At 47.7% G+C, this 25,454-nt stretch carries 28 protein-coding genes; 12 read left to right on the top strand and 16 right to left on the bottom strand.

Annotated features, from left to right (window positions below; genetic code table 11):
- Positions 1-250: 250 nt before the first annotated feature.
- Entirely contained in the window at positions 251-1,192 is a 942-nt protein-coding gene (locus ACHZA2_RS11750; RefSeq protein ID WP_319579874.1) for an aminoglycoside phosphotransferase family protein, read from the bottom strand.
- 168 nt (positions 1,193-1,360) lie between these two features.
- On the opposite strand from ACHZA2_RS11750, the gene ACHZA2_RS11755 reads away from it, so the two are divergent.
- Complete coding sequence (locus ACHZA2_RS11755) at positions 1,361-2,179, top strand: class I SAM-dependent methyltransferase (protein WP_319579875.1); 819 nt, start codon at positions 1,361-1,363, stop codon at positions 2,177-2,179.
- Between the two features lie 61 nt (positions 2,180-2,240).
- Here ACHZA2_RS11755 and ACHZA2_RS11760 read toward each other — a convergent pair whose 3' ends face one another.
- On the bottom strand, positions 2,241-2,549 hold the full coding sequence (locus tag ACHZA2_RS11760) for a YkgJ family cysteine cluster protein (protein ID WP_319579876.1): 309 nt from the start codon (positions 2,547-2,549) through the stop codon (positions 2,241-2,243).
- A gap of 315 nt (positions 2,550-2,864) precedes the next feature.
- Here ACHZA2_RS11760 and ACHZA2_RS11765 point away from each other — a divergent pair, with 315 nt between their 5' ends.
- Together ACHZA2_RS11765 and ACHZA2_RS11770 are read left to right on the top strand one after the other, a co-directional pair.
- A complete protein-coding gene (locus ACHZA2_RS11765; RefSeq protein WP_319538634.1) occupies positions 2,865-3,101 on the top strand; it encodes a hypothetical protein in 237 nt (78 codons plus the stop codon).
- A 231-nt stretch (positions 3,102-3,332) separates the two neighbouring features.
- Positions 3,333-3,542 (top strand): molybdopterin-binding protein, encoded by a 210-nt coding sequence (locus tag ACHZA2_RS11770; RefSeq protein ID WP_319579877.1) that lies wholly within the window; start codon positions 3,333-3,335, stop codon positions 3,540-3,542.
- 67 nt (positions 3,543-3,609) lie between these two features.
- On the opposite strand, the gene ACHZA2_RS11775 is transcribed toward ACHZA2_RS11770, so the two are convergent.
- Both ACHZA2_RS11775 and ACHZA2_RS11780 read right to left on the bottom strand, forming a co-directional pair.
- A complete protein-coding gene (locus tag ACHZA2_RS11775) occupies positions 3,610-4,650 on the bottom strand; it encodes an ABC transporter substrate-binding protein (protein WP_319579878.1) in 1,041 nt (346 codons plus the stop codon).
- 117 nt (positions 4,651-4,767) lie between these two features.
- Positions 4,768-5,130, bottom strand: a complete 363-nt coding sequence (locus ACHZA2_RS11780) for a hypothetical protein (protein ID WP_319579879.1) — start codon at positions 5,128-5,130, stop codon at positions 4,768-4,770.
- A gap of 161 nt (positions 5,131-5,291) precedes the next feature.
- Between ACHZA2_RS11780 and ACHZA2_RS11785 the strand changes: the two genes are divergently transcribed.
- Positions 5,292-6,161, top strand: a complete 870-nt coding sequence (locus tag ACHZA2_RS11785) for a class I SAM-dependent methyltransferase (protein ID WP_319579880.1) — start codon at positions 5,292-5,294, stop codon at positions 6,159-6,161.
- Between the two features lie 30 nt (positions 6,162-6,191).
- On the opposite strand, the gene ACHZA2_RS11790 is transcribed toward ACHZA2_RS11785, so the two are convergent.
- The gene (locus tag ACHZA2_RS11790; protein WP_319579881.1) at positions 6,192-7,046 is read right to left on the bottom strand and encodes a DUF6159 family protein; all 855 of its coding nucleotides are present in this window, start codon (positions 7,044-7,046) and stop codon (positions 6,192-6,194) included.
- A gap of 205 nt (positions 7,047-7,251) precedes the next feature.
- Between ACHZA2_RS11790 and modA the strand changes: the two genes are divergently transcribed.
- Entirely contained in the window at positions 7,252-8,058 is an 807-nt protein-coding gene (gene modA / locus ACHZA2_RS11795; RefSeq protein WP_319579882.1) for a molybdate ABC transporter substrate-binding protein, read from the top strand.
- An 89-nt stretch (positions 8,059-8,147) separates the two neighbouring features.
- Here modA and fdhD read toward each other — a convergent pair whose 3' ends face one another.
- Positions 8,148-8,930, bottom strand: a complete 783-nt coding sequence (fdhD, locus tag ACHZA2_RS11800; protein ID WP_319579883.1) for a formate dehydrogenase accessory sulfurtransferase FdhD — start codon at positions 8,928-8,930, stop codon at positions 8,148-8,150.
- A gap of 224 nt (positions 8,931-9,154) precedes the next feature.
- On the opposite strand from fdhD, the gene ACHZA2_RS11805 reads away from it, so the two are divergent.
- The gene (locus ACHZA2_RS11805) at positions 9,155-10,060 is read left to right on the top strand and encodes a hypothetical protein (RefSeq protein ID WP_319579884.1); all 906 of its coding nucleotides are present in this window, start codon (positions 9,155-9,157) and stop codon (positions 10,058-10,060) included.
- Positions 10,030-10,695 (top strand): DUF6398 domain-containing protein, encoded by a 666-nt coding sequence (locus ACHZA2_RS11810; protein ID WP_319579885.1) that lies wholly within the window; start codon positions 10,030-10,032, stop codon positions 10,693-10,695. Before ACHZA2_RS11805 ends, ACHZA2_RS11810 begins: the two co-directional genes overlap by 31 nt.
- A 17-nt stretch (positions 10,696-10,712) precedes the next feature.
- On the opposite strand, the gene ACHZA2_RS11815 is transcribed toward ACHZA2_RS11810, so the two are convergent.
- The 7 genes from ACHZA2_RS11815 to ACHZA2_RS11845 form a co-directional block, all read right to left on the bottom strand.
- A complete protein-coding gene (locus ACHZA2_RS11815) occupies positions 10,713-10,991 on the bottom strand; it encodes a hypothetical protein (protein ID WP_319579886.1) in 279 nt (92 codons plus the stop codon).
- Entirely contained in the window at positions 10,991-12,019 is a 1,029-nt protein-coding gene (locus ACHZA2_RS11820) for a class I SAM-dependent methyltransferase (protein ID WP_319579887.1), read from the bottom strand. Before ACHZA2_RS11820 ends, ACHZA2_RS11815 begins: the two co-directional genes overlap by 1 nt.
- A 227-nt stretch (positions 12,020-12,246) precedes the next feature.
- Positions 12,247-13,050, bottom strand: a complete 804-nt coding sequence (locus tag ACHZA2_RS11825) for a formylmethanofuran dehydrogenase subunit C (RefSeq protein WP_319579888.1) — start codon at positions 13,048-13,050, stop codon at positions 12,247-12,249.
- A gap of 10 nt (positions 13,051-13,060) precedes the next feature.
- Positions 13,061-14,776, bottom strand: a complete 1,716-nt coding sequence (locus ACHZA2_RS11830; RefSeq protein WP_319579889.1) for a formylmethanofuran dehydrogenase subunit A — start codon at positions 14,774-14,776, stop codon at positions 13,061-13,063.
- Positions 14,777-14,778: 2 nt separating this feature from the next.
- Entirely contained in the window at positions 14,779-16,104 is a 1,326-nt protein-coding gene (locus ACHZA2_RS11835; protein WP_319538622.1) for a formylmethanofuran dehydrogenase subunit B, read from the bottom strand.
- Positions 16,104-16,517 (bottom strand): molybdopterin dinucleotide binding domain-containing protein, encoded by a 414-nt coding sequence (locus ACHZA2_RS11840; protein WP_319538621.1) that lies wholly within the window; start codon positions 16,515-16,517, stop codon positions 16,104-16,106. Before ACHZA2_RS11840 ends, ACHZA2_RS11835 begins: the two co-directional genes overlap by 1 nt.
- Positions 16,518-16,549: 32 nt before the next feature.
- The gene (locus ACHZA2_RS11845) at positions 16,550-16,750 is read right to left on the bottom strand and encodes a hypothetical protein (protein ID WP_319579890.1); all 201 of its coding nucleotides are present in this window, start codon (positions 16,748-16,750) and stop codon (positions 16,550-16,552) included.
- 401 nt (positions 16,751-17,151) lie between these two features.
- Between ACHZA2_RS11845 and ACHZA2_RS11850 the strand changes: the two genes are divergently transcribed.
- From ACHZA2_RS11850 to ACHZA2_RS11870, 5 genes are all read left to right on the top strand, one after another.
- Positions 17,152-18,318 carry an aminotransferase class V-fold PLP-dependent enzyme gene (locus tag ACHZA2_RS11850; protein ID WP_319579891.1) on the top strand — a complete coding sequence of 389 codons (1,167 nt, stop codon included), beginning with the start codon at positions 17,152-17,154 and terminating at the stop codon, positions 18,316-18,318.
- Positions 18,290-18,667: a hypothetical protein gene (locus tag ACHZA2_RS11855; protein ID WP_319538618.1), complete on the top strand. Its 378-nt coding sequence runs from the start codon at positions 18,290-18,292 to the stop codon at positions 18,665-18,667. The genes ACHZA2_RS11850 and ACHZA2_RS11855 overlap by 29 nt, the downstream gene beginning before the upstream one ends.
- Complete coding sequence (locus ACHZA2_RS11860; protein WP_319538617.1) at positions 18,648-19,244, top strand: methyltransferase domain-containing protein; 597 nt, start codon at positions 18,648-18,650, stop codon at positions 19,242-19,244. The genes ACHZA2_RS11855 and ACHZA2_RS11860 overlap by 20 nt, the downstream gene beginning before the upstream one ends.
- A gap of 58 nt (positions 19,245-19,302) precedes the next feature.
- A complete protein-coding gene (locus ACHZA2_RS11865) occupies positions 19,303-20,133 on the top strand; it encodes an acyl-CoA dehydratase activase (RefSeq protein ID WP_319538616.1) in 831 nt (276 codons plus the stop codon).
- A gap of 248 nt (positions 20,134-20,381) precedes the next feature.
- Positions 20,382-21,530, top strand: coding sequence for a double-cubane-cluster-containing anaerobic reductase (locus ACHZA2_RS11870; protein ID WP_319579892.1), 1,149 nt, complete (start codon positions 20,382-20,384; stop codon positions 21,528-21,530).
- A 54-nt stretch (positions 21,531-21,584) separates the two neighbouring features.
- On the opposite strand, the gene ACHZA2_RS11875 is transcribed toward ACHZA2_RS11870, so the two are convergent.
- Genes ACHZA2_RS11875 through ACHZA2_RS11885 form a run of 3 tightly spaced genes read right to left on the bottom strand, consistent with a single transcriptional unit; the run spans position 21,585 to position 25,452 of the window.
- Positions 21,585-22,391: a formylmethanofuran dehydrogenase subunit C gene (locus tag ACHZA2_RS11875; protein ID WP_319538614.1), complete on the bottom strand. Its 807-nt coding sequence runs from the start codon at positions 22,389-22,391 to the stop codon at positions 21,585-21,587.
- A 10-nt stretch (positions 22,392-22,401) separates the two neighbouring features.
- Positions 22,402-24,123 carry a formylmethanofuran dehydrogenase subunit A gene (locus tag ACHZA2_RS11880; RefSeq protein ID WP_319579893.1) on the bottom strand — a complete coding sequence of 574 codons (1,722 nt, stop codon included), beginning with the start codon at positions 24,121-24,123 and terminating at the stop codon, positions 22,402-22,404.
- Positions 24,124-25,452 carry a formylmethanofuran dehydrogenase subunit B gene (locus tag ACHZA2_RS11885; protein WP_319538612.1) on the bottom strand — a complete coding sequence of 443 codons (1,329 nt, stop codon included), beginning with the start codon at positions 25,450-25,452 and terminating at the stop codon, positions 24,124-24,126.
- Positions 25,453-25,454 lie beyond the last annotated feature (2 nt).

Consider the following 25,454-nt stretch of genomic DNA (forward strand, 5'->3'; position numbering starts at 1 on the left):
TCAATGGCATTGTTTCGTTGCGTAGATGCTTATTTAAAAATTTGCCATGCAGTAAAAACAACAAATGATGGCGGATATAGATATATATCGATCATCAGGGTGAATGTTGATCAATACTGGTTATCAGGCTGACGGCCTGAAATAGAGATCGATGACATGCATGAGAATCATATCAGTATATGAAAAACTTCGAGATGACTGGCCTGATTGACGATTCCTGTCTCTTTACCAAACGTCTGTATGTCTCCTGTTATGTGCTGTACCATCGGGGGATAATCCTGGAGAAGCCCTCATGATCCTTGACCATGGCCTGTATACGTCTGATTGAGCGATCGAGCTCATCTGATCCGGCCTGTCTGGAATGTCTTACTGACCAGACAAGGTCCGGAACGATACTCATGGCACAGTAGAGGGCATACCTGCTCCAGAAATCAGAAGGGATAGAGCCGCTCCAGTATCCGTCAACCTGCCCACGTGCAAACGGGACACTGACATGGCGGGTGAACAGGGCAACTTTGTAAAAATCATGGATTGGATCACCCCAGTCAGACCTGTTAAAGTCAATAATCCCCTTCAACTCCCTGTTCTGGAAGATCAGGTTGGCTGGGTGATAATCGTCATGCTGAAAAGTCTGCCTGATCCCTTCCATGAGGTTCAGATGTTCTCTGACATACAGTTGAATCGCTTCCAGGTTAATGCCTGCTACTTTGACCGGGTCATGTAGAAATTCAGCACAATACCACTCGTACTTTCGTTTTTTCAGCATGTTCCAAGAGGCGATTTCAGGTGGAGCTGGAAGCTGATGAAGTTTCTTTAGCTCTTCCCCTGCCTGGTATCCGACTCTGTACTGATCTTCACTGCTCATCCGACAGAGTGCTTTTTCACCATCTTCTCCGTCAATGTAGTCAAGGATCATCAGGTATGATCGGCCGTCATCGGCGATCTTGAAGTGATGAGGTTCAGGGACAAGCAACGAGTACTGCCTGAGTTCTTTCATACGATTGTACTGATTCTCTCCTGACTTGAGAACCCTGCTCTCATCAGACATAGTGATCCGTGCCAGGTACTTTCTCCCGTTCTTTGTGGTCAGGAGGTACTTCAGATCAGAAGAATAACCTTTACAGACCGGGCTGATATCTACAAAGTCAACAAGGTCACGAATTTGGTTTAATACCCGGGTATCAGGGTTCATACGTAGTGAATATGGAGGTATTCGAAGGTTCCATCACAGATATTCATTTCAGAAATATTGGAGATGAAATATTAAAATAATACTCTTAGTACAAGATATGCAGTTAATGACATTGCCAAATAATTATACATTCTTCCTCCCAACATCTGTCTATCGGAGTCTGAAAAGATGGAGGTAGGTGATATTGACTGGGACGGAATGTGGAGAGAGAAGCAACAGACACACAGTTTCTCTTCAGACCCCGATTCACAGCAGCGCCGGTGGGATCAGATGGCATCCTGGTACCGGTTCTGGTCAGAGCATGACGAATATCCATCAAAACTCCTACAGCGTGTTCAGATGGATCGGGAATGGTCTGTTCTTGATATCGGGTGCGGGATCGGGACCCTCAGTATTGCTGCAGCGATGAGGGCTAAACGGGTCACAGCCCTCGATATATCTGCGCAGATGCTTGACATTCTCAAGATCGATGCCGAGAGAAGACATCTTGGAAACATCAGGTATCTTCACCGGACATGGGAGAGTATTGCGATAGGTGCTGACATCAAGGCCCATGATATTGTTGTTGCTTCCCGGGCCATTGCACGGACAGGTGATCTCAGGGAGTCACTCAGGAAGATCAACCAGGCAGCCAGGCAGTTTGCATATGTGACTGCATGGGGCGGAGAGCAGGGGGATTTTTCCCGGGAATTCCTTGAGGCAATCGGCAGGAGGTATACCAACACTCCGGACGACGTATTTGTCTTCAATATTCTGCATCAGATGGAGATCCATCCCAATGTTGAGCAACTGGAGTGCCGGAATCCGATACTCTATACCGATCATGAGCATGCCCTTCAGAGTTATCAGATGCTCCTGAATCTTACCCCTGAAGAGACAGATTTGGCCAGGGATTTTCTAAAAACCCATCTGACACGAAGACGGGATGGCAGATACGAGACTCCGGAAACGAAGGTCCGGTGGTCCCTTTTCTGGTGGAAGAAGTAGTGCCGGAAACGGGTCTTCTGAACATGATTTTTCAGAGGTATGGTCACCTGTCTCACAGGTATTACGATACAGGTCTGCATTTCGGACAGAGATACATCCTGCAGAGTTCGGGTCTCGTGGCATAAACTGTACAGATTACAAACCCATCCTCTTTCTTCCGCAGGAATGGGCATGAGAGAGACTTTTTGCCTGGTATTGTCTGATTCAGAAACAGGTCCAGCTTGTCAGGATCGATCGTAACTATCTGTTCAACTCCGGTGATCAGGAACTGGATCCTGAATCTTGCCTGATCCAGTTGTTTGACAATACCCACAACCTCTCCCATACAACTGCAACAATACCCACATTGTCTGCATTGACCTGGTGCCATTCGTCTCCTGAACTAATCCCTTCTGAATATTGAGTGTAGTATGGTTTCTTTCTTCTGATAGAACTGGTATGTCTGAAAATGCTTGGAGTGATAGATCTGAAACAAAATCCAGGTATCAGGGTAATTGTATCCAGAATGGAACCGATTCATTTTTCCTATTATCAAGGATATTAGTCAGAATGACCTTGATAAAATATATCTTTCAATTTATAATGCTAAATTTAGTTATTTATACTTTGAAATTAATTACGTCAATTCAAAAGGTTTATGTTTGCTCATGAGTAATATCTATGTGCCGAGATTTGAGGTTAACATATGGTAAAAGTAAATGAACTATATGAGATTGAGGTCTTCCCTTCCGACTGGCATGATATCGTGTCCCAGTATAATTCCAACCGGAAAGCTGGTCGCGATACCGTGATTGAGCGGAATATTGCCGGGCAGTCTGTTCAGTGTATTGTGGCCGGGTATACCTGGAGAGAGTCAAAAAAGCCTAATGCTCCCCAGAAGCAGAAGATAACCGTTCAGATTACTGACATCAAAGAAGCGTAGATACCTGCGAATCCATATATCCACATCGCAGTTCTGCCTTAATTCCACGTCATTTCTTACGCACCAGAAACGTCGTGATCGGATCAGGATACTCCCGAAATCCATCCGATTTATCCCGAAATTCTTGTTTACTCTTTTACAAATATGGCTGTGCTGTAAGGTGACAATAGGTATAACCCATATCAGAGAGACTACTTCACTCCGTATTCGAGTGGAAGAAGGAGAAAAGGTATGCGAATTAGTGCACGAAACACAATGAAAGGAACAATTACATCGATCATTAAGGGCCCCGTCAATGCAGAAGTTGTTCTTGATATCGGCAATGGTGTCCTGGTAACCTCCGTAATCACGGCCCATGCGGTTGAGAGTCTGGGACTGAAAGAAGGAAACCAGGCGTATGCTGTCATCAAGTCAAGCGAAGTGATGATCGCTGTAGATTAAAATCCTGCAAATTTCTTTTATTTCGGTTATACCTGGATATCTGGCATTCCATAGTCTGATAAAAAAGTTATGAAGATGAAGGTTTATTCAGAATCACCGGGGTCTGATCCTGGAGAATGGCTGCCGCATCCTCATCAGTGAGAGTAAGCCGGTAGAACATCTCATAAAACTCTTTGATCTCGTCGGTCATGTTGAAGGATACCTTGTCAGGATAGAGCGTGTTCTGAAGCCACATCATCCCGAGGATCGTCTCAGGAACCGGAAGCTCCCATGACATCAGGTACTTGGGCATACGGTAGACCTGTTTATTTTCAACTGCCGGAAGGGACTTCCATGTTGAGTCTGAAAGGATATCACTCACACTCTTTGAGTTGTATGGCAGGAGAATGACAACATCAGGGTTCCAGGTATAGACCTGATCAATGGTTACCGGCTTATCACCACCTGATATACTGTCCGCCACATTCTTTCCTCCAGCGATGGTCAGAGCCTGTGCCTCATAATAATCGTCACCCAGGGTTGACAATGGGTCACGCTGTCCGAAGTAGACCTTCTTCTTATTAGCATCAGCAATACCTGCTGCATTCTTCCTGAGTTCATTCACCTTTTCATTATAATATGAGATGAATTCTGAGGTCTCTTTCTCCTTTCCTGTGATCGTGCCGATCATCTCATAACTTTTAATGAGGTTATCAGGAATTTCCATATCTACAACTGCTACCGGGATATTGGCTCTGGCAATATCTTCGTTAACTTTAGTGTATGACTTGTCCGATATCACGAGGTCAGGCTTGAGAGACAGTAACTGCTCAAGGTTTATGTTGGTTTTGCATCCTGCTGATGGAAGAGCCCCCAGGGATTTCTCTGTAGCGTTTACTAAATCCCTGTTTGCTGGTCCAATGCAGGTTCCTACCAGTTTATCATCAGCCCCGATGATGTAAAAGAACTGGCTTGTAAACGGATCAATTGTCACAATTCTTGAGGCATGCTGCGGAAGTTCGATCGTATTTCCCGCAATATCTGTTATCGTCAGATTTTCAGCAAAAGACACTGCAGGAATTGCTAAAAGCCCCAGCAGCACTATAAATACTGTATAATTACATTTCATACCCATGCATCGCACTCCCTATGGTCACATACTGACCATACTAGTGGGACTTATGTATGGTAAAAATGATCTTTGGAATTATTAGATAAATTTAATCAACTTAACAAAAAGAATATATCATTTAAGATTCTGTTTCAGAAACTGAACCGCCCTCTGGAAAAGAACAACCATATACATATCAGGTTTTTCAGAATCCTGTATAATAGAAAGAAAATTATGAAGATAGTCCTCGATTCCAATGGAGAGTTCTGGCAGACATTCAACAACGATGACCGGACTTTTCAGGATACCTCGTATCCAGAGACCTTCATGATTGGAGATCAGATATGTTGGCGAGAGGTACTGCCAGCCAGTCCATTCATAGTTCCCTTGTGAGAGTACCTGTAATACCTCCTTCGTAACCGGACTCGACAGGAGGTACTCTCGTCTGATCCGTCCGTCAGAAAGAACTGTCCTGGTTCTTACCGACATAATCTCCATACATAGGTCATATGTCCTGTGGGTTCTTCAAACTACGGGAGCAGATGACTTTGCTTTCTGAATCCTGAACCCGGCAGATCAGTTCAGAACTGCATGCGTCGTCCAACCGGCATATATACCTGATATACCTGTACAATTCTGCAGCGTTTCGGGTGGATTACATGTGTCTCAAGCAACAAAATGCCTCTGGCATCCCGGTTGAAACCTGGGCAGAACGATGGTCAGCCCTGAAAGAGAGACACCTTCGTTCGGTACAAATCAACAATGAGGGTGATTTCTGGCTGGATCCGGATAATGTCAGAAGGTACCTGGAGAACACCAGGGGAGAATACTCAAAGGTGGTGGCAGAACAGATCAGAATAATACATACACCACCGGGAGCAACAGTGCTGGACATCGGATCTGGACCGGGCACCCTTGCAGTTCCCCTGGCAAAACAAGGCTGCAGGGTAACTGTTGTAGAACAGGCTCCCCTCATGTGCAAGGCTCTCGAAGAGTACAGAATTTTGGAAGAGGCTCCACCAATCAGGATCATTACCCGGCGATGGGAGGATATCACCGGTGAGGAACTCGATGGCCCGTTTGATCTGATTATAGCCTCGTTCTCTCTCACCATGACCGATATTGCCGGTGCCATCAGGATGATTCAGCGAGTATCTTCAGGAAAAGTCTTTCTGTTCTGGTTCCTCACACCGCCATCCTGGGCTGATATGATGCAGGATCTTTGGCCGTCACTACACAAGAGGGAGTATTACCCTACCCCGCTTGCCGACTGTCTCTGGAATGTTCTGTACGAGATGGGGATTTTTGCAAACCTTGAGGTGATGGAACCTGCTCCTCCTGCTACCTATGAATCCATCGAGCAGGCTGTCAAAAGTGCTGCAAAGCGTCTTGAATGCACTGAAGAGTGGCAGCACAGAATTGTTCAGACATACTTCACCAGACACGCCAGCCTGACACCGGACGGACGGATCCTGGCTGGTGGAGGTCACCGCAGTGCAACAATCTGGTGGGACAATCACCGGTCATAGCGGTGATAAAAAAAGTGATACCAGGAACTGTCAGATGTTGCCGCCCTGGCGGGTTGAATTTTTCTGCCTGAATGCATGTTCGATAAGATCTTTTGAGAACACAGACGGAACTGTGCCGTTCTTTGCATACAGGTAGAGAGCTGTATTGTAGATCCCCTGCATTGCATTGGCTATTACGAAGAGGATGATCAGAAGAAGCACGTACAGGCTTACAGCGGCTATCATGATCTCACCAACTCCGGTCATCATCAGAAGAGTAACGGGGATCAGGGCAACAATTGCAATAAGAAGAAAGATAAGTGCTACACCGCCCTGACCGATAACCGTCTCTCCCCATGTTCGTTTAAATAGTGATGCAGACTCCTTGATCGACTCAAGGGTGCCCCGTTTTTCGATGATCATCACCGGGATGACAAAGAAGGTCAAAAGGCTCCATGCAACACCTATCATGGACGAGATGATCTGGGCCACGAAGTTATTATTGTCCCTGATTGCCTGGAGAACAAGTCCGATAGTTGCAGATATCAGCGCCCATATAAATATCTGTACGATATTCTGCTTTGCTGCTGATATACCGTCAGAGAACGTGGGATCGCCTCCAGTCAGCCGGATGTTGGCGCAGGCTACAAGTCCAGCGTTGAAGAAGATAACCACGAAGTACGTGACCAGATAAAAGAGGAAGATACCGACGTATACCAGCGGTGAATTCTGATGCTCTGCGGTAAGCCCTACTCCCATAAGGACAGCAGGGATGAGAAACGAGGCAGTAATGATGATGCAGACGATACCAGAAAGAACAGGGAACAACAGGAGTTCTTTGTCATTCCGCAGCACTTCCCAGCTCGCTTTGATCAGAGCGATGCTTCTACCGATCGATTCGAACATACAATAGATGTCATCAAATTTCTATATATATCCTCTATATGTTTTGTCTCGATTATGCAGAGAAACCAAAACCCGTAAAATGGGGAATAAATGTACGATCAGAGCACGCATCACGGTAGGTTCAGGAAAGTACAATGAATGTATTTAATGATTCGCATTTATCTAGGATAAAAACAAAAACTAACCTGTATTCAGGAGTGCTATTATGAAGATGAACATACAGTATCTTACAATCGGGCTTGTACTGCTTCTGCTGGCAGTGCAGATCGGTTGTGTATCAGCTGCTGACACAAATCAGACAGAACTTACCATCTTTGCAGCCGCATCACTTACCGGTGTTGTCGGAGATCTCGACAAGGCATTCGAGACTGCACACCCGGGTGTAAAAATTACCCCGAACTTTGACAGTTCTGCAACCCTTGAGACACAGATCAAGGAGGGTGCCTCTGCAGACCTCTTCCTTCCGGCAAGTGAGTCAAACATCAATAACCTGATCAAGGCTGAACTAATCAGCAAGGATGATGTCACACCCTACGCAACAAACAAACTCGCACTTATTGTTCCTGTTGACAACCCGGCCGGCATCACCAGTCTTGCAGACCTTGCAAAGCCTGGCGTAAAGATTGTAAGTGAGACCAAGGATGTTCCGGTACGCAAGTACACCGAACAGATGCTAAACAAGACCGTCAATGACACCGCCTATGGTCAGTCATTTGTTGATGCATTCAAGAAGAACATCGTATCAGAAGAGACGAACGTTGCTGGTGCAACCACCAAGGTCTCCCTGGGCGAAGCAGATGCAGGAATCACCTACTACTCTGATGTGAGTAAAGAACTTGCAGATAAGATCACGATCATCGAGATCCCTGAAAACCTCAACGTAGTTGCAAAGTACAATGCAGGTGTCCTTACTGAATCAAAGGAGAAGGACCTTGCAAAAGAGTACGTTTCCCTGCTGACCTCTGATGACGGAAAGACCGCACTGAAAGAGTACAAGTTCAGCCCGGTATAAGGTTCATTCAGAATCAGATGACGTGAGGGGAGATCCTCCTCCTTCATCAACCAATATATTCTCTTTTAGGATTTTTGACCTATAGACGATTATCCTGAGTGGAAAGCCTGTGCACCTGCAACCCGGTGAGGTGAGGCATAGATATTCATTTTGCCACCTCTGATGAATCCGATGATGGTGAGCCCTGTTGCCTCTGCCATCTCGATTGCAAGCGATGTGGTCGCTCCCCGTGATGCAATTATTGGAATACCTGCAAGTATGCACTTTCTTGACATTTCAGAAGATATTCTGCCTGAAATCAATACGCAGGTCCGGGAAAGATCCCATCCTGTCCGCAGAGCATATCCGATCACCCGGTCCAGTGCATTGTGGCGTCCGATGTCTTCGGTCTTTGTTATCATGGCATCACTGCTGACCAGGCCCACAACATGAATTCCCCCGGTTCTGACATGAAGATCAGAGTCAAGGACGAGTTTCAATGCCTGATGGAGCCATGCCGGATCCATCACAAGGCCAGAGGTTACGGTGGGAAGTTTTTTGATATCAAGAAAGGATGAATCGCCTCCGCATCCTGAGAGGATGGTCTTCTTCCCTCCCCTGATAGCCACTTTACCGGATGTCAGAACACGAATTGTCTGTTTTTCTATCTGCAATGACTCAATGTCATCAACCTGCTTAATCAGACCTTCAGTATAGAGATATCCAACAACAAAGTCCTCAAGCCGGCTGGGGCTTGTCATCACATTCAGGATCTGACGACCGTTTACCCACAGTGCATACGGTGACTCGATGACCACCTCGTGATCAGATGGTGAGAACACGTGATCTATCTCTTTTACGCAGGGAACGGTAATCGATAATTGGTCAGTCATCACAACTCCGAAGGTGCAGCCAGCCCATGGTATCTGAGTATTGCCGGGAATACATATTTCGCTTGGGAATGAGGCAAATTACAATATTGTAAGATGTATAAAAAAATTTAAACTGCTGAATCTCTATTTTTTCGAATGTAATGCCTGATTCTCGTGTTTTGGGGATCAAGGAATGGTATCTACATTAACAAAAGAATTTCTTTCCTGGAGATGAGGTACATATTATGCATGATCAGTTTCCTACGGCATTCCCCCGGGATTCCAGGCTGGCATTTGATCTAATTGATGAATGGTATGATGATTTTACCAAAAGCCTGGAGTATCAACAACTCGACGAGGAAGACAATGAGTATGCCCATGAGGTTGTTACTGATCTGGCCGTTTTTCTCTTATACTATCAGGATTGCCTGCCATCAGAGTGGACAAAGAATACGGTTGAACGCTGCCTGATGGTCGATTTTCCAAGAAGTCTCTATCGTGATGGAGAATACATATACTCTGTTCCTGGGGTACTTACCCAGTTCTTCAGGTATCTACATCGATTAAAACGTCTTTCCAAAGCAAATGCAATTGCAAAGGGCATTGAGACCCTGAAGAACGATTTCTATGAGGTCATGGATAACCCTGATCTGTATAGTATGCGTAAATCACTATTAATCGGCGCTGAAGATGAAGGCGTAGATACCGATGATTTCGAAGAGGTATTGAAATATTTTCAAAAAGTCGGAGAGCGTATGATGGAAGGGGTTGACCCTAACGTTACTAATACATTGTATTCCATTCTCTCCACATGGGTACTCCCCTTTTCTGATTCACGTTATGTATCTGATCTCAATCAGGTTTCTGGGACAGATGTCATTGATGTTCTTTCGACCATGGTGGGATTGTTGGTTCAAGAGATCTCTAATCCCAATGAGTGGAATGTATCAGACGTCTGTAAATCTATTGAGAATACTTTAATTCCCTGTCCGATGGACCCAAAAACTAAAAACTCATTATCCCAATTGCTCATGCCTTTTTTACATTTCTTGGAAAAGAAAATTTGCAACCCAATGCATTGGAGATTGCTGAGGCCATCCTTCCGTTACAGGAACGGGTCATGTCATCATCATCTGATATCGATGGAGTGATGGCTGGGATACTTGCTAAACATCTGCTGCGTTCCGGGATAGATATTGATGATGACACAAAAATTACATCGTATCTTGAAATGCATGCAGAAGAGATCTTCATGGAAGTGCTCCAATCTGGAGAACCAGACCTGATAAAACAACTTGCTCAAAAAATTACATCTAAAGGAAAGAAAGAATCAATTACTGCCAATAATTCTAATAAACCTCCGCGGATACCAGAAGAACAACAGGAGAAGTATGATGCTGTCACTACTCTTACAGATGACTTCTGCAAAGAGCGGCTTGATGAAGAATATGCCACTATCTGCCGGACTGTTACGGGCAAATTAGCACGAAAGAAAGATTCAAAATTCAGCAGGGGGAAGAGTGACATCTGGGCTGCCGGTATTGTATACGCAGTTGGACAGATGAATTTCCTGTTCGACTCTTCATTTGAGCCTTACCAGTCTGCTGATGATATCTGTGGTTTTTTTGGCACCAGTAAGAGTACGACTTCTCAGAAAGCGAAATTAATCAGGGACAGTATCGATATGAATAACTATTGGGATCCAGAATTCTCAACTTCAAGGATGATGGGTTCAGATCCTTTTAAAAATCTTCGTATCAATGAAAACGGGTTAGTAACCCGATAAGATACCGGGCTGCCTGATTATCCCTCGCCCAGCAATTCGAGGGCTACCTCATAGGGATTCTTCGGAAGTTCCCCCATTTTTTTATTGGAAAAGAAGGTATCAGGATGAATCTTTCTGAGTTGATCAAGAGAGAGTCTGTCTATGATATCCTGTGCAATCACTTCAGCTTCTTTGCTCTTTCCCGGATTCTTCATCAGAAATCCCATTCTCACATGCATCAGCATCGCTGTTTTCAGTTCTTCATCAGACAACTGGTCAAACGATGTGGAGACGAACCTATCAGGAGCTGTTGCCATTATGCTCCACTCCCGGTCTTTGTTGCCACATGAATCGTAGATTCGCCATATGCACTCCGTAGTACACCGGTCTGGAAGATTACAAGGCCGTTATCATTACAGAGCTTCTCATATCCTTCCCGGTCTTTGATAGCATGATACGTGTTGTGGATGCCAAGTTCAAGTTCGTACAGCCCCTGCATTCCGGTCCCTTCGGAATCTCTTATGAACCAGTGGTTCGAGATGAAAAGACCACCATCATTCAGATGGGCACTGACGTCCTTCAGGATTGCATCACATTGGTTCTGGTCTGCGTACAGGGCATGGGAGATCAGGATGATATCAAATTTCCCTTCCGGGAGGGCTCCCAGGTTTCCGCTGACCGGTGTAACCCGGTCCTTCATCTCGTGCCTGGCAATATTCTGCTTGAGTAGTTCTGAACTGACAGGTTGCACAAGGACTGAAGCTTTCAGATCTGGATGAATCTGACAGGCAGCCATGGCATACAGACCATGGCCGCTGCTAATCTCAAGGAACGACTTTGCATCCTTAAATCCTGCCCACCGGCTTGCAACTGTCGTTATGTTCTTGAGCATACCCCTGATCTCCTGTTCTGCCCGGGACATACTCATCAGCGGGCTCTCCTGCTCGAATGTGGATTTTACTTCAGGACTTGTCAGGTAGGTCTGCAGATCGTTCCATGGGGATTCCGGCTCGGCGAGTGCCAGGATGATATCTCCCTGGTAATATCTGCTGCTGCTCACGAAGTGGAGGTTTGCTGATGGGGAAACCAGGTATTTCTCACCAGATCGTCGGACAATGTCCAGGTAAAAAAGCATCCCGATCAGGGGTGCCATGTACTCCATGGGGATCTTCGTTCCCTTGCTCACCTCTTCAATTGTAGCCGGTCCATGTGCAGCCATCCAGTCAAAGAGTTTAAGCTGCAGAGCAGCCCTGATTACCATGAACTCCTTGTACACCTGGATAAGATCATCGACCACCTCGATGACTGGTAGTTCTGGCAGTTTAATTAAATCTATATCTTCCATCGTAATTCCTCGGTACTGTGGTTATTCCCTTTCCGTTTCTCACAGGTTACAATACCTTATTTTGCTTGAAAAAGCCCTTTTCACCGGTCCTACCTGGGGCCCCCAACGGGTCCCCGTTGGGGGTTTAGGAACGTTTCTAATCGAATCAGAAGTTAGTGTTGCGTAACTCCGGTATGAAAATACGGGGTAAAACCGGATCTGTATGTACTAATTCACGAAGAAAAAAGTTAGTTTGCCTTGAGGTATATGTGACCCCAGACAATCTCTCCCTTCTTCTTCTCTTTCCGCTCTCCTAGGTCACCAATGTACTCATCAAAGGTGTAGGTCTGACCGTCGCATTCCTTCTCGACGGTTCCGATCTTCTTGTATCCTGGCATCGGGTAGAGGAGTTTTCCAAGTATGTATGCATCTCCCTTGACCAACTGACCACCGACACGGCCCTCGACATCACCCTTGATGATGACGGTTCCACCTTCAGCGTGGGTCAGGACATGGATAAAGACATCGCCCTCGATGATGATGGTCCCGCCGGTCATAGCGGTACCAATATCATTTCCGGCTTTTCCTTTTACCCGGATCAGACCGCCGCTCATACCACGCCAGTCACCACGGTACGCACTGCCAACATGGTTATCAGCGTCTCCTTCAATCAGGATATCTCCGCCTTCCATACCGATTCCAAGGAATGCATCAGCATTTCCCTTGACGGTGATTTTGCCGCCTCTCATCCAGCAGCCGACATACATGTCTGCGTCGCTGTTGATGAGGATCTCACCATCGGTCATCTGCTGGCCGAACCGCTTCATCTTACGGACATTTCCGTTGACGATGATCTTGGTGTCGGCTGCGGTCTCTCCAGCCTTTCCGGAAAACGAGAAGAAGTCTCCAAGTTTCCAGACAACTTTTCCCTCATGAGCCGGAAGATCAGCGATCTCGGCCAGAGATTTCCCTGCAAACTTGTCAGGGGTTACACTGTAGCATTCGAGGTACAGCTCAGGCTGCTGTACCAGGGTCATTGTTACGGTTTCCATCTTTTGCACCTCAGGCTACTTCTACTTCAAGTGCCCGTGGGCGGTACACATGGTCGTCGAACACTGCGTAGTTCTCAAGGTTAACGGTGTAACTCTTGGTGAACTTCTCTTTGATATCACGCATAACCTGGGAGTTCTCAGGCATGGTGACCTTGGTCCAGATGGTGTGTCCCTTCGGCTCAGCAACAATCTCACCATTCTGGACAACAACAACTCCTTCCTTGATGGTGTAGGCAGTCTTGGTGAATGCCTCTTCAATCAGCTCTGGATCAGTTGGGATCTTCTTAGCATCAAGGTTGTAGATCGCTACGTTTCCATCAGCACCTGGAGCGAGGCTGCCATACATGCCTGACATACCGAGTGCCCTGGCCGGACCTGCACGGGTCATCATAGCGATATCGTAGAGGTTGAGTTCGCGGTCCATGGAGGCGAGATCGGTTGCTGCGATAACCTTGTCCTTACGCTTCATGGAGTCAAGGGTTGCGTCACGGGCCTTCTTAGACATGAGCCACTTGATGATACGTGGGTACCGGCTGAATGGTCCTCCGTTCGGGTGGTCAGTGGTGATAAAGGTCCGCATCAGGTCCTTTGCATAGAGTCCGATCTCAAGACCGACTGCCCACTGGATACCAATGACAGCGACGTCCTTATCATACACAAACGGCACAATACCAGAACCAGTCTCGAGTTCGATATCACAGTTTGCCCACTTGCGGTGGTTGAGTTCCATGAGGTGGTGCTCGAATGGTCCGTCGGCTGTCATGGTGGTCGTCTCATCAAGGGTGACACATCCGAGATCAATGGTGATGTTGTCAGTCTTGTTGACGTAGTCCATGACTTCCTTTGCTGCAGATCCAAAGGTTGCCCAGCTGTCTCCTTTGTAGGAGTGGAACTGGAGGTGAGTGTTGTGCAGGACCTGGGTTCTGCCGAACTTGTTCTTTGCCTTGTATCCCTCTGCGAGCTTCAGGGTGTCTAAAGTATCTGTGTAGTTGCCCGGGTTTCCGAGGTTGTTGGGGTGCAGATGGATTGAGTGGGGCAGACCAAGGTACTCGTTGGTCTCGATAAGGCCCTTGACGATCTCGGCAGGGGTGATATCGAAGTATGGAACCGGGTCGTGAATGGTGTTGCAGTTCTCTCCCCATGCCCATGCTTCTGTGCCACCTGGGTTGACGACCTTGATACCGACACCGTATGTTGCCTTCAGGAGCCATGCAACGTAAGCAGCGTTGTTCTCGATCTCCTTGTTCTTGAGGTACTCAAGACAGAACCAGTTGTTCCCGAAGACCGGCATGGCACTGATATCGAGGATTGGCGTGTCCCTGATCTCTTCATGAACGTGGGGTGCCATGAGCGGGGGCATTGCTGCCTCATTAACGTAGGTGTATCCCAGACGGGAGTATGCATACCCGGTCTTCCAGGTGGTTGGAATCGAGAATCCCATCTCCATCCGTTTGCCCTGTTTGAGAATCCCGCCACGGTAATCACCACGGAAGAGTTTGTCTTCAGGCCGCATCTCACGACCAAGGTTGACTTTCGGTCCAACCACGTGGGTGTGAATGTCAACACCACCGGCCATAACGGTCTTACCGCTGGCGTCGATGGTCTTTGCCTTTGAAGAGACCTTCTCTACGATCTTGCCGTCCTTGATGGCGATATCTGCCTTGTCTCCCTTAATTCCGGAGATTGGATCAAAGACGTATCCGTTCTTGATAATCAGTTCAGACATATTCAGGCCCCCTGTGCATTGAGTTCATCAAGACGGTCAGCGATCTTGTTCAGCAGTTCCTCATCGGTGAGGAGACCCTGTGGATCGAGAACCTGTCTGAACTGGATTGGCACGTTGTCCATCCGGTATACAATTCCACCGGTGTCAACACCACAGATACAGACCGGAATGTGCAGGTCAGAGATCTCTGATGCCATACAGACGCTTGGATCGATGGTGACCCAGGGGTGTTTCTTCAGATGCTGGACTGCCGGAATCGGGAAGTGTGCACCTGCATCAGTTCCGATGTTGATGAACATATCCGTTTCATCACGCATTGCCATGTCCACTGAACTGGTCTCACCCGGGTTCATGTGTGCATAGTTCTTCTTGGTGAGGTCAAGGCAGTACGGGAATCCGAATGTCCATGACCATACGACACCGGGACCTGCGATGTTGTAGTGTCCACGCATTGCCATGATCGTCCACTTGGCAACCTTGTTCAGGTCACGCATGAGGGAGATTGCAATGTCGATGTTGTGGTTACGACCATCAGAGTGTGTCAGACCCATTCCGTAAAAGACGGTTCCGAACCGGGCATTCCCCATGATCTCGGCAGCCTCAAGGATCTGCTCTTTTGGAACATCTGCAACGACATCAGGGATATCATCTGCATGCCCGTGCATGACCATCCGGAATGCATCAAAGAGTTCGTAGTCGTGCCCCTGTTTTACACGGAGGTGCATGTCTGCAACGTTTGCAGTATCGGTGTACCGGGGGTCAATGACGATGACAGTACGCTTCTTCTGTCCCTTTCCTGTGAAAAATCCACGTGGGAAGATAGAGTACCGGGACATGTGACGTGGGTGTGCGTGTGCCGGGTTAGATCCCCAGTACACAATCACGTCTGCACGGTTCTTGACCTCTCCAAGGGTGCAGGTTGGGTATCCGTTATCAAATATTGCGAGGAATGATGGGCCGTGGCAGATGGTTGCACAGTTGTCAAGACAGCCACCTGCTGTTTCCATAACACGGGCTGCTGCTGCCTGTCCTTCACAGTTTGTTGAACCAAACCCGTACATGAGTGGCTTTTTTGCTTTGTACAGATGCTGTGCGGTCCACTCAATAGCCTCCTCGTAGGAGATCTCTTTCATGGAGCCATCTGGCTGGCGAAGCCGGGGTAATCTATGCCGGTGTTCTGAGCTGCCGTGCTTGAAGATCTCAGTTCCGATTGCACAGACATTCTCGACCTCAAGCACCTTCTTTCCGTCATCAGAGACTGTTACTCTGACATCATCGCAGGAGCAGCCACAGTATGGGCATCCCACATTCTCATATACCTTTGGCATTATTCTTCACCCTTCCACATGCCGACTGCTCCCTGTACTAATTGGAGGGCAGTCTTCAGTTTCTCTTCCGGTGCAGGCTCCACGGTTACAGGGAACCCGCTGTACTGGGGTGTACCGGTGGACTGGGTGCGGGGAGGAACGACCTGGTTTGCCCAGACACCCTGCCTGATGTGGCAGAGACCCGGATATACAGTCTGGCGAGCAACCACTGCTTTGACAATGACCTGGCCACTTTCGCTTGTAACGCGAACGTTGGTGTTCTTTAATATCTTCAGTCTCTTCATGTCCTGTTCATTCATCTCGATGAGATTACAGGCATCGAAGTATTCCGGAGATGTCTTCCCGATTTCCATTGCAATGCCTTCTTCGACGGCACGCTGGGTTATCATGTTTAAGGTGTTATTTTCGGCCATAGGATCTCCCGAAAAATCCTATCTTATCACGTTCAGTTCTGATCAGGCAATCCGGTTCTGGCATCCCAGGGTGTCACCCTGAGGATACACACCAGGTTTATAGAGCACTGAAAGCTGACACCTAGTGTGATTCCGGTTCTGTCATCGCTATTCCAGAGGATGATCAGTACCCAGGTATCTCTGCCACCCGATGGCAGAGCGTTGTTAGGCACAATATCCGGAACCCCGATCAACAAATCACATTCATAGTTCGTAGGTATATATCACATCCGAATTGCAAAATTAGGCATAAATTTTGTAATGGTTTTTGCAATAAAAAACGCCAATTGGGGCCTCATTGCAAAAATTAATAGGGTGATGCGTTTTATTTAAAAACACTTTTTTATTTTTATTATTGTACTTAATAAAATATAATAATTTGACTCTGCGATTTTTTTTGGGCACCAGGTACGAATGTTCGCAAGAGATACATATTTAATGAATGCACCGAGTTAATTGAAAGTGTGTGCAAGTTTTTAGTGCCCATAATGTGAAACAGGAAATACGTTGTATCTCTCATGCGAAACCCTACAAACATCATCTATGAGAACAAGAAGAGACAGACATACTGAACAATTCAGGATAAATGTCACAAATGACCGGGACTGATTTCATCTATCTGAATAATGCAGCAACGAGCTGGCCGAAACCTCCGGAAGTACTCGCCGCAATTCAGCAGTCTCTCCTCTCCCCTTTCACCGGCGGGGGGAGAAGTGCCACCAGGGATTCAAAAGATTATATCTGGTCTGCAAGAAGTGCGATTGCAGATCTCCTCAGTGTTCGTGACAATGAACGGGTTATCTTCTCCCATAACGCCACTGATGCCCTGAACACCCTTATTCAGGGCTTCTGTTCGGCTCACAAGGGGAAGATTCATGTGATAACGTCTGCTCTTGAGCACAACTCAGTGCTCAGACCCCTGTCTGAACTACAACAGGCAGGAAGAATACATCTTACTATCCTTCCCCTGGATGGATCAGATATCGATAGCGATGCAATTGAAGAGTCAATAACGCCTGAAACCAGGCTGGCAGTTCTGACCCATGGAAGTAATGTGCTTGGTTCTGTTCAGAAGATAAATGATATCGGCAGACATCTCCATGAACACGGGATATTCCTCATCACAGATGGATCACAGACAGCAGGCCATATCCCCATTTCTGTCAATGACATGCACACCGATGCGTATGTTTTTACCGGACATAAAGCACTGTTCGGGATTCCCGGAACCGGAGGGTTTGTCATCAAGAATCCAGAAGAGATAAATCCGGTCAGGTTCGGTGGGACCGGGTCATACTCTTCAGTTCTGACCCATCCCAGGGGAATGCCCGAACGGTTTGAAGCAGGTACCCACAACTTCCCGGGTCTTGCAGCACTTGAGGCCGGAGTCGGGTTCATACAATCAATCGGTCTGTCTGCTATTGAGGAGAAGGGGATCAGACAGACAAGGATGATGATTCAGAGACTTAAAGGAGCACCCAACATTATTATTCAGAATGAATTCCCTGATCTGCCGATCATCTCGTTGAATATCGACGGGCTCGATAACGATGATCTTGGGTTTATCCTGACACGTAAATATCAGATCATAACCAGATCAGGACTCCACTGTGCTCCGCTTGTTCATAAGGAGATGGACGGAGGCACCGGTTCGGTACGACTGAGTCTCTCCTGGTTTACAACCGATGCAGAGTGTTTACAGGCAGCAGAAGCCATTCTGGAGGTAGCCCGCTGTGCGGATAATCAGGTCAGTCAGGCATAAGGTCTGTGTGGATGGGGCATTCATGCGTGAGGTTGTCCTGAGTGCACCGGTCACTGAAGACTTTATCAGTTTTCTGAAAAACTTCGGACCTGTGATGACCCTGTCTGAGATGGGTCCCGGTTTTTTCAAGTTCGAGATACCAGATGGCTTTTCAATGAAGGGATGGGTCGGGGATGATATCATGGAGATAAGGTTCCGCCAGGATGTGATGGATCTCTGTGAGGACTTTGTGTCTGTCCTTTTTTATTATTACCATGACGGAAGACCCGATCTACCCAAACTTCTCCGGATGGCAAAATCATTAAAAAACAACATAGATGTGAGGAAGAATGGTGTTTCTGGTTCCTGATAGAGATCCTGAAAATCCGTTTGAGGTACGTGCTTTAGAATATGATCACTGGTTTGATGACAATCATGATCTCTTCTCTGAACAGCAGGAGTTGATCAGACCTTTTGTCAGAACCGGAGAAGGTGCGACCCTGGATATCGGGTGTGGATCAGGCAGGTTTTCTTCAGCACTTGGTATTTTTGTAGGGATCGAACCATCCCATGCTCTGGTCAGGATGGCATATCAGCGGGGCGTCAGAGTGATTCAGGGATGCGGCGAGTATATCCCGATCCGGAACGGATCAATCATTCAGGCATTTCTCATCACCGTCATCGGCTTTACAACAGATCCGGTGATGATATTGAATGAGGTCAAGCGGTGTATGCACCCTCACGGATCACTCATCGTTGTTGAGATTGATATCGAGAGTGAAATTGGCAGATCGTATAAACAGAAACACTCTTCATCGACGTTCCTCTCCCGTGCACTTCTTCGTTCATGCCCTAAGATCAGTTCCCTTCTTGAACAGAGTGGATTTTATGTATCTGATATCAGGCGGTCAGCCGGGCTTGTTCTGATTCATGGAAGTGTTACCTGATCGATCTCTGGCGATGTATTCTCGGTCTGCATTATCACTGTAATTATGGAGCCTCTGTATGACAGAACAAATCACCAATGAGACGGGTGGAGTGCCAGGAATGCCGATCCTCGGGATAGATGCCGGTTCAACAAGGATAAAAGGGGCACTCTGGACTGGTTCGTCCTGGATCCTGCATGAGATCTCATCAGGAGTCTCGTATGAACAGGGTGTTACCGGACTGATAGACACCATGAGCAGCCAAATGGGTTCTCCTCCTGTCACCATCGTTGCAACCGGGTATGGCCGCAAGATGGTTCCCGGATCCTCGAAGGTTCTCAATGAGATCGGATGTCATGGGAAGGGAGCAGTGTACCTCGTTCCCGGATGCAGGACCGTGATCGACATCGGTGGTCAGGATGCGAAGGTTATCAGCCTTGGAGATACCGGTAAAGTATCAGATTTTGCAATGAATGATAAATGTGCAGCAGGTACTGGCAGATTCCTTTCAATCATGGCAGATGCCTTATCTGTCTCTCTGAGCGATATGGGTTCCATTGGAAGAGAATCAGAACCGCTCCGGCTCTCATCGATGTGCACAGTCTTTGCGGAATCTGAAATCATCGGGCTCTTATCACGCGGATGTCCGGTACATGAGATAGTTGCCGGTATCAATGACGCAATTGCCAGACGTACGCTCTCTCTCGCATCACGAATGACTCTGGCTCCACCGGTTATCTTTACCGGTGGGGTATCTGCAAATGCGGACATCGTATCAAGAATGTCGGTCCTGATACAGCAGGAGATCCGTGTTCCTGAACATGCCGAGTTCTCCGGTGCGATCGGGGCAGTTCTGTCTGTAAGCACAGTTGATCCATGGCCGCTGGTCCCGGTAAGGGTTATGATATAACCCTTATGAGTTCTTTTATCGCATTTTTCAAGGTCTGCAGGGATAGTTTTACGAATCCTGTGAAACTTCTTCGATTAATACTGCCTAATCAACAGATGAATATGGGTTCATATCCTTCACAATGGTGAATACTAAGGAGACTGAATATTCTGCCTGATTGAAATCTTTCAACCAGTTGCCAGAGCGATGGGAGAGGATCTCTTATCACTGTTCTGTCTTTTGATTCAATTCCAATGACCGGAGTTACTATGAGAGCAGAATCATTAACATGGTTTGATCAGGCGATGCCCCGAGCATCAGCAGAAATTACCGCAATAAAAGAGAAGAAAGTTCCAATCGTCGGATTTTACTGTGTGTTTGCCCCTCAGGAACTTGTTCTTGCAGCAGGTGGATTCCCGGTAGCCCTTTGTGCCACAAAAGAAGAGCCGATCGCAGATGGTGAGAAGGACCTTCCACGAAACTTCTGTCCTTTGATTAAATCCAGTTATGGATTTGCCATAACAGACAAATGTCCGTTCTTTGTCAATGCTGAGTTTATCATAGGTGAAACAACCTGTGATGGCAAGAAGAAGATGTTTGAATTGATGAACACCTTCAAACCGACCGTTGTTCTACAGGTTCCCCAGGGAGCTACTGGCAAGGCACAGGATGATTACTGGTACTCGGAAGTTCAACGCTGCAAGACCGAGATTGAACAGCGTCTCGGAGTTACGATAACAACCGATTCTCTAAAAGCAGCCATCAACCGGATGAATGAGCAGCGCCGACTTATCAGAGAGGTTGCCGAACTCAACAGAGCTGACCCGCCTGTGCTGTCCGGACAGGACATGCTGAAAGTGACCTGGGCACGTAACTTCACTTATGATCCTGAAGAGTTCAACACTCATCTGAAGGCCCTTATTGAAGAAGGGAAGAAGATGAAGGCAAACGGTACCGGAGCATTTCCAAAAGGCACACCACGGATCATCGTAACCGGTGTTCCAACTGGACTAGGATCTGAAAAAGTTCTGAAGATCATCGAGGAGTCAGGTGCAGCCGTAATCTACATCGAGAACTGTGCAGGAATGAAACAGTATCTCCATGATGTTGATACCTCTGATTCCGATCTTGTCCATGCTGTTGCAAAGAAATATCTCCAGATTCCCTGCTCCTGTATGAGCCCGAATACCGAACGGATGAACATTCTGGCTAAAGTTGCAGAAGAATACAACGCAGATGGCATTGTGGACATAACCTGGATCGGTTGTCATACGTACAATGTCGAGTCACGTATTCTTTCAAAGGCTATGAAAGAGAAGGATCTTCCTGTTATTCAGATCGAGACTGATTACTCACCTGCTGACACAGAGCAGATACGAACCCGAATTGAAGCATTCATCGATATGATCAGGAACTGATCATACTATTTTTCGGGATTAAAGGCCGAAGAATCCGGCTAAAAAAAGAGAGGATTAGTTCTTCTTCAGGTAGATCTTACCGTAGACAACCTGTCCCTTGGACTTAGAGTGACGCTCTCCAAGGTCACCGAGGTACTCGGCAAAGACAGCCTTGTCCCCGTCAACCTCAAGTTCAACATCCTGGTTGTACTTGTACCCGGGCATCATGTAGTTGATGGTTCCGTAGACATAGATCGTCCCTTTCACCATCTGTCCACCGACACGGCGGTTGACATTACCCTTGACGATGATGGTCCCGCCTTCCTGGTGGGTTCCAATGTGCACATCGGCGTCCCCTTCAACGATGAGTGTTCCACCGTTCATGAAGGTACCGATATCACTACCAACATTGCCCTTGACACGGAGAACACCACCCTGCATGCCACGCCAGTCGCCACGGTATGAGGCACCGATGAAGTTGCCGCCGTTTCCGTCGACAACAAATTCTCCGCCTTCCATACCGAGACCGGAGAAGGAGTCCACGTTTCCTTTCACGTGGAGTTTTCCTCCTTTCATCCATCCACCGGTGTACATATCGCAGCTGCTTTCCACAACAACCTCTCCGGCTGTCATGTTCATGCCGATGTACTTGACTTTCTTACAGTCACCGGTTACAATGACCTTGGTCTCTTCCGGAGTTGCACCAACTGCATCCCCATGGATCTCAAAGAAATCCCCAAGTTTGTAGGTCTCTCTTCCTTCGTAGCAACGGAGGGCAGCAATCTCTTCGTTTGTCTTTCCCGCAAACTGATCCGGAGTGATCATATCTCCTTCGAGATAAAGTTCGGGGACCTTTACCATCTTTATTGTTACTGTCTTCATTCCTGGTACCTCACACATTTGCGGTTGTTTCAATCACATGCGGGTGGGGTGCATATGAGTCAGGAACTTCGTAGTTTGGCTGGGTAACGGTGTAATACCTGAGGAACTTCTCCCTGACGTCACGGGTAACCTGCTTGTTATCAGGAACCTGTGCATTAACCCAGAATGTCATCTTGGTTGGGTTCTCAAGAATGATGCTTCCCTCTTTGATGACCATGTCCCCATTCTTGAACAGATATGAGACATTTGAGAATACTCTCTCGTACTCTTCCGGATCAGTTGGGAGCTTTGTCGGATCTATGTCATAGATTGCAACTTCTGCATCCATACCAACTGCAAGACCACCACGGGAACTTGAGAGACCAAGAGCCTTTGCCGGAGCAGCACGGGTCATCTGTGAGAGTTCGTAGAGGGTGATCTCACGATCCAGTTCGTTCAGGATGGTTGCGTCGGCTACCTTTCCACTGTTCTTGAAGGCTGCCATCTGCTCATCACGGGTCTTCTTGCTGAGGAGCCACTTGAAGACACGTGGGTACCGGGTGAACGGACCTGCGTTCGGGTGATCAGTGGTGATCATGGTCCGCATTGGATCCTTTGAGAGGAGGGCAAGTTCAAGACCGGTTGCCCACTGCACTGCACAGGGGAAGACGTTCGGGCTGTAGATGAACGGCACGACACCTGATCCAGTCTCGAGTTCGACATCCACGTTACACCACTTTAGGTGGTTGAGTGCACAGAGGTGGTGTTCGAACGGACCGTCGGCAGTCATCGTGGTGGTCTCATCAAGGGTTACGTTACCGGTATCAAAGGTGATCTCCGGGTGTTTGTTGACGTAATCCATGATCTCCTTGGATGCAGAGCAGAAGTCTCCCCAGCCTGAACCACCGTAGGAGTGGAACTGGAGGTGAGTCATATGCAGAACCTGCTCACGGCCGAACTTGTTGTTTGCCTTGTATTTTGAGGCAAGCTTCATGGTGTCGAGGGTTACCGGATTGTTACCCGGGTCACCAAGGCTGTTCGGGTGAAGGTGAACAGAGTGCGGAAGGCCGAGGTATTCGTTGCACTCAATCAGACCGGATACAATCTCTCCCGGAGTAATATCGAAGTACGGAACTTCATCGTTGATGCCGAGACAATTCAGACCCCATCCCCATGCTTCAGTGCCACCTGGGTTGACGACCTTGATACCGTATCCCTTGGTCACCCTCATGAGCCAGGCAATATATGCTGCAGTCTTCTCTACCTCTTTCTCCTTGAGGTACTCCATGACAAACCAGTTGTTACCGAATACCGGCAGTGCTGCTTCATCGATGATCGGAGTCTCATGGATCTCATGGTGGACGTGCCGTGCATACATTGGAGGCATTGCTGCTTCCATGACAAAGGTGTATCCCATTCTGCCGTAGCAGTATCCGGTCCTGAAGACGGACGGAATCGAGAATCCCTGCTCCATACGGGAGGTCTCCTTGACAATACCGCCACGCATCTGTCCCCTGAACCATTTGTCTTCTGGTCTGAACCAGCGACCGAGGTTTACTTTCGGACCAGCCACGTGGGAGTGAATGTCAAGTGCTCCGGCCATGACGGTCTTGCCGGATGCATCGACTGTCTTGGCCTTTGAAGAGACCTTCTCGACGATCTTTCCGTCTTTTATTGCGATGTCTTTCTTGTCTCCCTTTACACCGCTGACGACATCAAAGACATGACCGTTCTTAATCAGATACTCAGTCATTTATGAATCCCCCATGATTTCACAGAGACGTACATAGATCTTTTCAAGGAGTTCTTCGTCGGTAAGCATCCCCTCTGGTGGGTTGATGACTTTCCGGCATGCCATTGGGACATTATCCATCCGGTATGCACAGCCTTCAACCTCAACACCGACCAGGGCGACCGGGATGTGAACATCAGAGATCTCGGTGGTCAGGTTGATGTGCGGGTCGATACAGACTGATGGAATCTGTGCCATATGACGGGTTGCTTCAATCGGGAAGTGTGCTCCGATATCTGAAGCGATACAGATACAGGCATCAACCTCTTTTCTGCGGAGGAGATCGACAGAAGATGTGTCACCAGGCTGGTATCGTGCATGGGTCCGACGGGTAAGGTCCACACAGTATGGAAATCCGTACTGCCAGGAGAGTACCTGTCCTGAACCGGTAACATTCCAGTGTCCTCTCATAGCGACGATGGCGAACTTGGTGTAGTCGTTCATGTCGCGGGTGAAGTTGATTGCGATATCGATGTTGTGGTTTCTGCCCAGGGTGTGGGTCATACCCATTCCGAAGAAGATAACGCCGAACCTTCCTTCCTTCAGGGTCTCGACAGCTGATATGATCTTCTCTTTCGGAACACCACCGACTACATCAGGGATTGGTTCTCCACGCAGAGCGGTTCTGAATGCATCGAGAAGTTCGTAGTCGTATGACTGCTCAACCTGAATGAATTCATCAGCGCACTTTGCTGTGTCAGTGTACCGGCAGTCAACACAGATGATCTTCCTACCCTTGTGACCCTTGGTTGTGAAGAATCCACGGGGGAAGATTGAGTACCTGGACATGTGGCGTGGGTGAGCGTGTGCCGGGTTGCAACCCCAGAAGACGACACGGTCTGCACGGTTCTTGACTTCTCCGAGAGTACAGGAGGGAACTCCGACGTCCTGAATTGCCAGAAGTGAGGAGCCGTGACAGACTGTTGCACAGTTGTCGACCATTGTTCCGGCCTTTTCTGCAACCTTGTGTCCGATAGACATTGCTTCGCAGCTTGTCGATGCCCATCCGTACCAGAGTGTCTTCTTGGACTTTGCCAGCATCTGGGCGGTATATTCGATGGCCTCGTCGTAGGTGATCTCTTTGTAGGTTCCGTCAGGCTGGCGTTTGCGTGGGCGGGTTACTCTGTGATGACCTGCAGCCTTTGAGAGGTGAAGGAACTTTTCAGCACCGATTGCACAGGCATTCTGGCAGTCAATGATATCGGTTTCATCATCAGTAACCGTTATTACAAGATCATCGCATAATGTCCCACAAAATGGACATACAACATCGGTAACAACTTTTGGCATAT

The organism is uncultured Methanospirillum sp. (assembly GCF_963668415.2).
Classification (GTDB): domain Archaea; phylum Halobacteriota; class Methanomicrobia; order Methanomicrobiales; family Methanospirillaceae; genus Methanospirillum.

Excerpts from the sequence above, each read along its gene's own strand:
- ACHZA2_RS11885 (WP_319538612.1), bottom strand. The coding sequence starts at position 25,452 with ATGCCAAAAGTTGTTACCGATGTTGTATGTCCATTTTGTGGGACATTA.
- ACHZA2_RS11825 (WP_319579888.1), bottom strand. The coding sequence starts at position 13,050 with ATGGAAACCGTAACAATGACCCTGGTACAGCAGCCTGAGCTGTACCTC.
- ACHZA2_RS11810 (WP_319579885.1), top strand. The coding sequence starts at position 10,030 with ATGTCATCATCATCTGATATCGATGGAGTGATGGCTGGGATACTTGCT.
- ACHZA2_RS11785 (WP_319579880.1), top strand. The coding sequence starts at position 5,292 with ATGTGTCTCAAGCAACAAAATGCCTCTGGCATCCCGGTTGAAACCTGG.
- ACHZA2_RS11875 (WP_319538614.1), bottom strand. The coding sequence starts at position 22,391 with ATGAAGACAGTAACAATAAAGATGGTAAAGGTCCCCGAACTTTATCTC.
- ACHZA2_RS11790 (WP_319579881.1), bottom strand. The coding sequence starts at position 7,046 with ATGTTCGAATCGATCGGTAGAAGCATCGCTCTGATCAAAGCGAGCTGG.
- ACHZA2_RS11880 (WP_319579893.1), bottom strand. The coding sequence starts at position 24,123 with ATGACTGAGTATCTGATTAAGAACGGTCATGTCTTTGATGTCGTCAGC.
- ACHZA2_RS11760 (WP_319579876.1), bottom strand. The coding sequence starts at position 2,549 with ATGGCACCAGGTCAATGCAGACAATGTGGGTATTGTTGCAGTTGTATG.
- ACHZA2_RS11860 (WP_319538617.1), top strand. The coding sequence starts at position 18,648 with ATGGTGTTTCTGGTTCCTGATAGAGATCCTGAAAATCCGTTTGAGGTA.
- ACHZA2_RS11870 (WP_319579892.1), top strand. The coding sequence starts at position 20,382 with ATGAGAGCAGAATCATTAACATGGTTTGATCAGGCGATGCCCCGAGCA.
- ACHZA2_RS11815 (WP_319579886.1), bottom strand. The coding sequence starts at position 10,991 with ATGGCAACAGCTCCTGATAGGTTCGTCTCCACATCGTTTGACCAGTTG.
- modA (WP_319579882.1), top strand. The coding sequence starts at position 7,252 with ATGAAGATGAACATACAGTATCTTACAATCGGGCTTGTACTGCTTCTG.
- ACHZA2_RS11835 (WP_319538622.1), bottom strand. The coding sequence starts at position 16,104 with ATGCCAAAGGTATATGAGAATGTGGGATGCCCATACTGTGGCTGCTCC.
- ACHZA2_RS11830 (WP_319579889.1), bottom strand. The coding sequence starts at position 14,776 with ATGTCTGAACTGATTATCAAGAACGGATACGTCTTTGATCCAATCTCC.
- ACHZA2_RS11750 (WP_319579874.1), bottom strand. The coding sequence starts at position 1,192 with ATGAACCCTGATACCCGGGTATTAAACCAAATTCGTGACCTTGTTGAC.
- ACHZA2_RS11755 (WP_319579875.1), top strand. The coding sequence starts at position 1,361 with ATGGAGGTAGGTGATATTGACTGGGACGGAATGTGGAGAGAGAAGCAA.
- ACHZA2_RS11775 (WP_319579878.1), bottom strand. The coding sequence starts at position 4,650 with ATGAAATGTAATTATACAGTATTTATAGTGCTGCTGGGGCTTTTAGCA.
- ACHZA2_RS11840 (WP_319538621.1), bottom strand. The coding sequence starts at position 16,517 with ATGGCCGAAAATAACACCTTAAACATGATAACCCAGCGTGCCGTCGAA.
- ACHZA2_RS11865 (WP_319538616.1), top strand. The coding sequence starts at position 19,303 with ATGACAGAACAAATCACCAATGAGACGGGTGGAGTGCCAGGAATGCCG.
- ACHZA2_RS11850 (WP_319579891.1), top strand. The coding sequence starts at position 17,152 with ATGACCGGGACTGATTTCATCTATCTGAATAATGCAGCAACGAGCTGG.
- ACHZA2_RS11780 (WP_319579879.1), bottom strand. The coding sequence starts at position 5,130 with ATGGAGATTATGTCGGTAAGAACCAGGACAGTTCTTTCTGACGGACGG.
- fdhD (WP_319579883.1), bottom strand. The coding sequence starts at position 8,930 with ATGACTGACCAATTATCGATTACCGTTCCCTGCGTAAAAGAGATAGAT.
- ACHZA2_RS11820 (WP_319579887.1), bottom strand. The coding sequence starts at position 12,019 with ATGGAAGATATAGATTTAATTAAACTGCCAGAACTACCAGTCATCGAG.
- ACHZA2_RS11805 (WP_319579884.1), top strand. The coding sequence starts at position 9,155 with ATGCATGATCAGTTTCCTACGGCATTCCCCCGGGATTCCAGGCTGGCA.
- ACHZA2_RS11770 (WP_319579877.1), top strand. The coding sequence starts at position 3,333 with ATGCGAATTAGTGCACGAAACACAATGAAAGGAACAATTACATCGATC.
- ACHZA2_RS11765 (WP_319538634.1), top strand. The coding sequence starts at position 2,865 with ATGGTAAAAGTAAATGAACTATATGAGATTGAGGTCTTCCCTTCCGAC.